At 51.0% G+C, this 6,847-nt stretch carries 5 protein-coding genes; all 5 read right to left on the bottom strand.

Annotation, left to right across the window (positions count from 1 at the left end):
* Window positions 1-2: 2 nt before the first annotated feature.
* Window positions 3-1,607 carry a sensor histidine kinase gene (locus tag AC3WQT_RS04040; protein WP_492702495.1) on the bottom strand — a complete coding sequence of 535 codons (1,605 nt, stop codon included), beginning with the start codon at window positions 1,605-1,607 and terminating at the stop codon, window positions 3-5.
* A gap of 261 nt (window positions 1,608-1,868) precedes the next feature.
* Entirely contained in the window at window positions 1,869-2,666 is a 798-nt protein-coding gene (locus AC3WQT_RS04045; RefSeq protein WP_492702497.1) for a DUF3025 domain-containing protein, read from the bottom strand.
* Between the two features lie 16 nt (window positions 2,667-2,682).
* Window positions 2,683-3,747, bottom strand: coding sequence for a dihydroorotase (gene pyrC / locus AC3WQT_RS04050; RefSeq protein ID WP_492702499.1), 1,065 nt, complete (start codon window positions 3,745-3,747; stop codon window positions 2,683-2,685).
* Between the two features lie 142 nt (window positions 3,748-3,889).
* Entirely contained in the window at window positions 3,890-4,639 is a 750-nt protein-coding gene (locus tag AC3WQT_RS04055; RefSeq protein ID WP_492702501.1) for a hypothetical protein, read from the bottom strand.
* 246 nt (window positions 4,640-4,885) lie between these two features.
* On the bottom strand, window positions 4,886-6,847 hold a 1,962-nt coding region (locus AC3WQT_RS04060; RefSeq protein ID WP_492702503.1), incomplete at its 5' end, for a beta strand repeat-containing protein.

Here is a 6,847-nt window from a genome sequence, read left to right on the forward strand (position 1 = left end):
TTTTATTTTGCTTCATCACCATGACCTGGCGCACACAAGGGCAGTTGCATGATAAAGCTGCTGCCTTTTCCGGGTTCACTTTCTACTCGTATACTGCCGCCCAATACATCACAGACCAGGTTGTAGACAATATTCAATCCCAGACCACTGCCCCCCTGCCCCAGCTTGGTGGTAAAGAAGGGGTCAAAGATACGCCCCAGGTTGGCTTCGGCGATACCAACACCATTGTCATTGACGCTTAATTCCACGGTGGCAGGTTCAGTACCCAGCAAATGTGCCCGAATATCAATGACGCCATTTTCGCGGCCATCAAATCCATGCAATATCGCGTTATTGATGAGGTTGCTGACGATCTGCCCCAATAAACCGGGATAGGCATCCATGCGTATCCCGACTGGAATATCTATGCGCACGTGATGAACCTGGTGTCTGATACTGGCCCCCATGGTCAGCATGGTTTCTCTTATGACTTCATCAAGAAAAAATACCCGGCGCTGAGCGCTGGTTCTGTCCACGGCCACGCGCTTGAAACTGCCTATCAGGTCTGCTGCACTATGCAAGTTGCGTAACAGGATATCGCTGGCCTGCAGATTGTTATCGACATAATTCTGCAGGGCCGCGCGGGTGACTCCCTGTAACATTTTCTTATTGAATTCGCGACTCAGGTCATGGATGGTGCTGGCCACCGTCACTGAATTGCCTATAGGTGTATTAAGTTCATGTGCAACACCTGCTACCAGTGAGCCCAGGGCAGCCATTCTGTCGCTACGCTGGATTTCGGCATGGGCGCTATTCAGGTCATCGAGGGCAGTGCGCAATTCCTGGTTCGATGCATGTAATTCCCTGGTGCGGTCTGTCACCCGTTGTTCCAGCGTGGCATTGTGGCTGGCTTGCTCGTTCATTAACTCGCCCAGACGCAGGCGCATGGAATCCACCCCCAGCGCCAGGCTGCCCAGTTCATCTGGCCTGGCAACATTGACGACTTCTGAGAGATGCCCCTCGCCCAGGCGGTCGACATCGCGCTGCAATTGCTGCAAGGGCCGCATCATGCGTTTTTGAAACAGCAGCCATAACAGGAAAAAGGAAATCAGCAATTGCACCAGGATGGCAGCACCACCTTTGAGGAATTTTTTCAAAAATTCCTGCTCCATCCAATAACTGCTCATTTCTATCGTCACCCGGCCTATGACGGTGCCATCTTTGCGGATATTGCGGGTTTCACTGATCAAGCCCTGTTTTTGCTCGTTGTTTTTTTCAGCATGGACAAACCGCCCCAATGCAGCATCTTCGACAACGATACGAACCACATCAGGATTGAGCATGACGGAATTAACAAAGCTTTGGGCGCTGGTCGCATCAACTTGCCACAGTGGCACAGGCATGGTCTGCTCCAGCATGCTGGCATATTGCTTGAGTGGGCCGCGTACGCGTACTTCATATTCGCGCTCATAACTATCCCTGGCCAGCACGGTACCAAGCAGGACGGCGGGGATCAGGATACCCAGACCTATGCCCAGTACGATGGCTTTACGCAAGGACAAAGTAGCTGAACGCCACCCTGTCTGCTGGCCTGATGATACTGGATGAGGTGAGTGCTTGCTGAACATCCTTGCAGCCAGTCCCGGTGTTAGCCTAAAGCCATAATGGCAGAATTTGTCCAGGCCATGGGCCCGGACCTGATTGATTTGCAAAGACGCAGCAGCCAGGTTCTCAATGGCATATACCCGAAGGTACTCCGCGTTGCACAAATATTCTACCTGAAATTGATTATGCCTTCGTTGATTAGCATTTCACTGTGACAAATCTGTAAATCAGTCAGCCACAGGACAGAGCAAATCAGGGTAAATTGCACATACAGATTGTGAGCATCAGTTCTGGCGTTTTGCCCTGAAGACTTGCTGGTCTTCATAAAAAGCAGCGTCCTGTTGATGCCACCAGCCTGGCAAACCCAGCACGGGCAATGGCGTGTAATTTGCCGTTGTCAAAACCTGGCTGGCAAGTTGCTGCGCCACCACACCGTCAATATATGCACACCTGTCTATAGCATCCAGCGTGAAATAAACGGGTTCCACCATCACTACCCAGGTATGCGCAGTGATTGCCTTATAAGGCTGAACCAGTTTTTCCATCAGGGCATGGCCAAAGCACCAGACTTCAGCACAGCGTCCGAATTTATCTGCCTGCGTAACAAAAGCGTCTTGCCATGCATGGGCGCGCAATGCTGCCACCAGGTCTGCGCCCTCAAACGTATCAGCAAGAACCAGCAAGGCGGCATTCTCATCAAAGATAGTGGCTGCATCACGCGCAGGGCCGCGTGACTTGCCTATGCCCAGACTGGCAATCTGTGCCGCCTGCAAGGCATTCAACTGACGTTTGATGGCTGGAAAAGTAAGCCATACCAAGGCGTTGAAAAAATCATGCAGATTCGCACGCGTGGGCACCAGGCCGGTAGCACTGATATGTGCTTCATAGGCAACGCCCTCGGGTAGTTCTTCCTGCGTGATAAAACGTAGCGGCAATTGAAGATGATTTGTCAGGCCTGCCAGCCCGGCAAATTGATTAAGTTGCGCACGCCAGTCATCTGCCGCCAGCAAGCCTTGTGCTGCCTGCCTTACTGCAGCAAACCAGGCTTGCGACCAGTCTATGTCATCAAAAAAACGTGTCATGAATTGCAAACCAGATTTATGCAGTGCGCATTTTCCAGTGCAGGGTTTCGCCACTGTTCAGTGGCACAATGCTGGTATCGGCAAATGGCAATTCTGCAGGCATTTGCCAGTCTTCTCGCAACAGAGTGATGCTGCCACTATTGCGTGGCAATTGGTAAAAGTCGGGACCATTGAAGCTAGCGAACGCTTCGAGCTGATCAAGTGCACCGGCTTGCTCAAATGCCTGGGCGTACAACTCCATCGCATGCAAGGCAGTGTAACACCCGGCGCAACCACAGGCATGTTCTTTCAAACCCTTGGCATGTGGCGCAGAATCGGTACCCAGGAAGAAGCGTTTGCTGCCCGAGATGGCGGCTTTGACCAGTGCTTGTCTATGCGTTTCGCGCTTCAGTACTGGCAGGCAGTAATAATGCGGGCGTATGCCACCTTTGAAAATCTCATTGCGGTTATACAGCAAGTGATGGGCAGTAATCGTCGCTGCAATCGGGCCGCCGGATTCTGCCACATAGGCTGCTGCATCACTGGTAGTGATATGTTCAAACACCACTTTCAATTCTGGCATGTCCTTGCGCAGCGGCTGCATGACGCGGTCTATGAATACGGCTTCGCGGTCAAACAAATCGATCTCAGGGTCTGTCACTTCACCATGGACCAGGAAAGGCATGCCAACTTCCTGCATGGTTTCCAGGGTCTTGTAGCAGTTTTTCAGATCAGTCACGCCTGCATCAGAATTGGTGGTGGCACCGGCTGGATACAGTTTCACAGCATGCACAAAGCCACTGTCCTTGGCACGACGGATTTCATCTGGCGGTGTGTTATTCGTCAGGTACAGCGTCATCAGCGGTTCAAAGTTCATGCCCGCTGGCAGAGCAGCAAGTATGCGCTCACGATAAGCGGCAGCCTGCTCAGTCGTCGTGACCGGTGGCTTGAGATTAGGCATGATGATGGCGCGGGCAAACTGTGCTGCCGTATGCGGCAACACGCTGGCCAGTGCAGCACCGTCGCGTACATGCAAATGCCAGTCGTCTGGACGGGTAATGGTGATTTCTTGTGGGGAAGTGCTGGAAGTAGAGGCAGTCATGGTAGCTCGCAGTGACGGAATACAGGCATTTTACCTTTTCCATCCGCCTTAAGCACCTTCGCAAGCATTGCTCAAGGGCATCTCACAGGAGGAGTCACTGTAAAAATAATTAAATGACAAAATTATTCAGCATCACATTTTCTTAATGACATGCAATCACGGGATCAAGTTTTCCACTAAAACGCTGTAATGCCATGACCCGCATGATCAATGCCTGCTCAGGCAGTATATCCAGGGCATTTTGCGGTGAAGTACCCTGTGTCATCAGCAATGCTTTGCCCTGTGTATGCGCCAGACCTAGTACGTGCCCTAGTTCATGCCCCAAAGGTTTGCCCATCAGGAAATAGGGGTTGGCATGTCTGTCCTGGCGCTTCATGAGTACATCGTTAAACACAGCTTTACCTGCGGGCAAATTCCCGAATGCATCCGCAACTTTACCCGTCGGGGCAGGCATGGCGGAGGCAAAAATCACTGTCAGTTGATTGCGATTCTCAGTCCAGGCTGGCAGCTCGCTTGCCGGACGGAATTTGAAATTGAAACCTATGCGTGCCTGCTGATAATAGCGGTTCACGAGTGCTATATAAGGCTGCAGTTGCTCAGGCCGATTCCAGATGGCAGAGTCCTTGAAAAACACATCCACATCGACTGCGATGAGTTTCTTGCTCTCAGCCTCGCTACAAATTGCCGCATTCATTGCGCAGGCAGCTTGCTGATCAGGAAAAATTTTTAATTCGCGCGGTAAGTCTGCAGCCCGCAAATGTGACCAATCCAGTGCCTGCCATTGATATTCATCCGGCAGCAATTTGCTGCAGTTTTTTGTAGTAGCGTCGGTTGCAGCGTTTGTGGACAAATTCTGTTCTGTGCCAAATACTGTTGCGGCTAACAGCAGCATGCTTGCAAATGTGCCTGTGCGGATAGCGAGCTTTGCTGAATTAAACGAATGAGGAAATGTATACATAGAATTTGCCAGATGTCTTTGAGTTGATTGTGATCCTTCACATCCAAAGACGCAGCAATTTTATTGTATCTATGTTTAATGACGACAGTTACAAACAAGCCCGGCACTTTGCAGTGCCAGGCTTGTTTGTTTTTTCAGCTAGCGACAGGGGATCACTCCCCTGCCTTGCTGCGAACCTGATTAAGCGATGAAGTCGCCAGCGACAATGGAACCTGCGCCAACGAGTTTAACGATAAAGTCAGTTGCATCAACAGTACCTACAGTGCCACCGATGTTTTGGAAAGCATAAGTACCAGCTGCTGTACCTGCGGCTACAGTGATGACGTAAGCCTGGGTGTTAGCTGCCAGGGTCGCGCCAGCTGCAGTTGCTGCTGTAGCGATAGCTGCTGCCAGAGTAGCTGTGTCAGCTGTAGCGATGTTCAGTGCGTTCAATGTTGTTGCTGCTGTACCAGTTTTGAATACGTCAGCACCAGCAATTTTGAAGTTTGCCACTGTATCGATGTTAGCCAATACAGAACCAGTAGCAATCGCATCAGAACCAGTTGCAGTGGTGGACAGGTTGATGGTATCAGCACCCGAACCACCTGTGATAGTGGTTGCACCTGTACCAGTACCCAGGATATTCAGCGTCTGACCACCTGTACCCAGGATGACGTTATTGATGGCAGTAGCAGCAGACTTGGTGAAGTTCAGAGTCACGCCAGCACCGTTTTCATTGGTCACTGTCCAGGCGGCATTAGTGCCACCAGTGACATTCACTGTTTCAACATCGGTTACCTTGGCAGACATATCCAGCGCAGCAGTAACAGCGCCTACGTTCAGGATGTCACCAGCTCCAACACCACCGTTAATACCATTGGCAGCAACAGTTGCCGTGATGATGGCATCACCCACTGTGAACGTATCGACACCGGTACCACCAGTGACAGAAATCAAGCCAGCTGCTGCAGTGAAGGTATTTGTACCGTTAGCCAATACATAGTTTTCAACAGTTGCATTACCTGCAATAGTGCCTGCACTGGAGAAAGTGAATGTATTTGTACCGGTAGCAGTAATCGACGTGAAGGCAGCATATTGAGCCGCATTCAGCGTAATACCAGCATTACTGGCAACCACTAGGCTTTCGAAGCCAGAGATATTTGCACCAGCAATATTCGATGACGCGACCAGGCTCAGGATATCAGATGTACCAGCGCCTGCGGTGAAAGTGCCGCTATAAGTCTTGCCTTCCATGGTCAGGGTATTGTTACCTGCACCCAGATTGACATTGCCAGCCAGCATGGAGCTACCAGAGTTCGCCAGGTATACGCGGTCATTGCCTGAACCGCCATTGACAGTGGTAACACCTGCAGTAGCAACGTTGAAGTACACGTCTGTCGATGTATTGTCTGTAGCGACAGTTTTGATGTTGGTAATAGTATTGCCGCCACCGATAACGATACTGCCGCCACCAGTGAAGGTGATCATGTCTGTATCACCGGCATTACCGTTAATAGTTGTACCAACCAGCGCTGCCGCATTACCTGTGAAATTATCATTCACGTTTGCTGTACTGTTAAATACACCACCTGCAGTCAGGGCAATCGGCGCCAGGGCTACGCCACCGCCATTGACTGGATTAGTACCTATGACACCAGCAATCGCAGTGGCACCACCGGATGTACCGATTGCATTCGATGTCGTCGTGTTGTTCACGCCACCACCAGTTGCGTTGGAAGAAGACGTTACGTCGAATACCAGACTGCCGCCTGTGACCGTAATAAAGGACAGGTCGATGTTATTAATACCACCAATATCGTCAACGATAGTCAGTTGATGAGGTACGTTACCCGAGAATGTCAGCACAGGACCAGACAGGTTCAATGCCGCACGCGCAGCAATTAATGCGGCGTATTGGGAAGCAGTAATCACAACCGCAGAGTTCGCAGTGATGTTTTCGATGTTGGACAGTTGTGCACCGGCCAGGTTGATCGCACCATAAGTCACCAGTGTATCGTTACCGTTACCCAGGTTGATCGTGTCTGTGACAACACGGGCAACTGCAGTCGCTGTGGACTGGGCATTGAGGGAAACACCGTTTTCAGATGTCAGGTAAGTACCGGCAACATAGTTACCCAGCAATACTACGCGGTCTGCACCAGC

The sequence above is a fragment of the Undibacterium sp. FW305-107 genome (genome assembly GCF_058788535.1).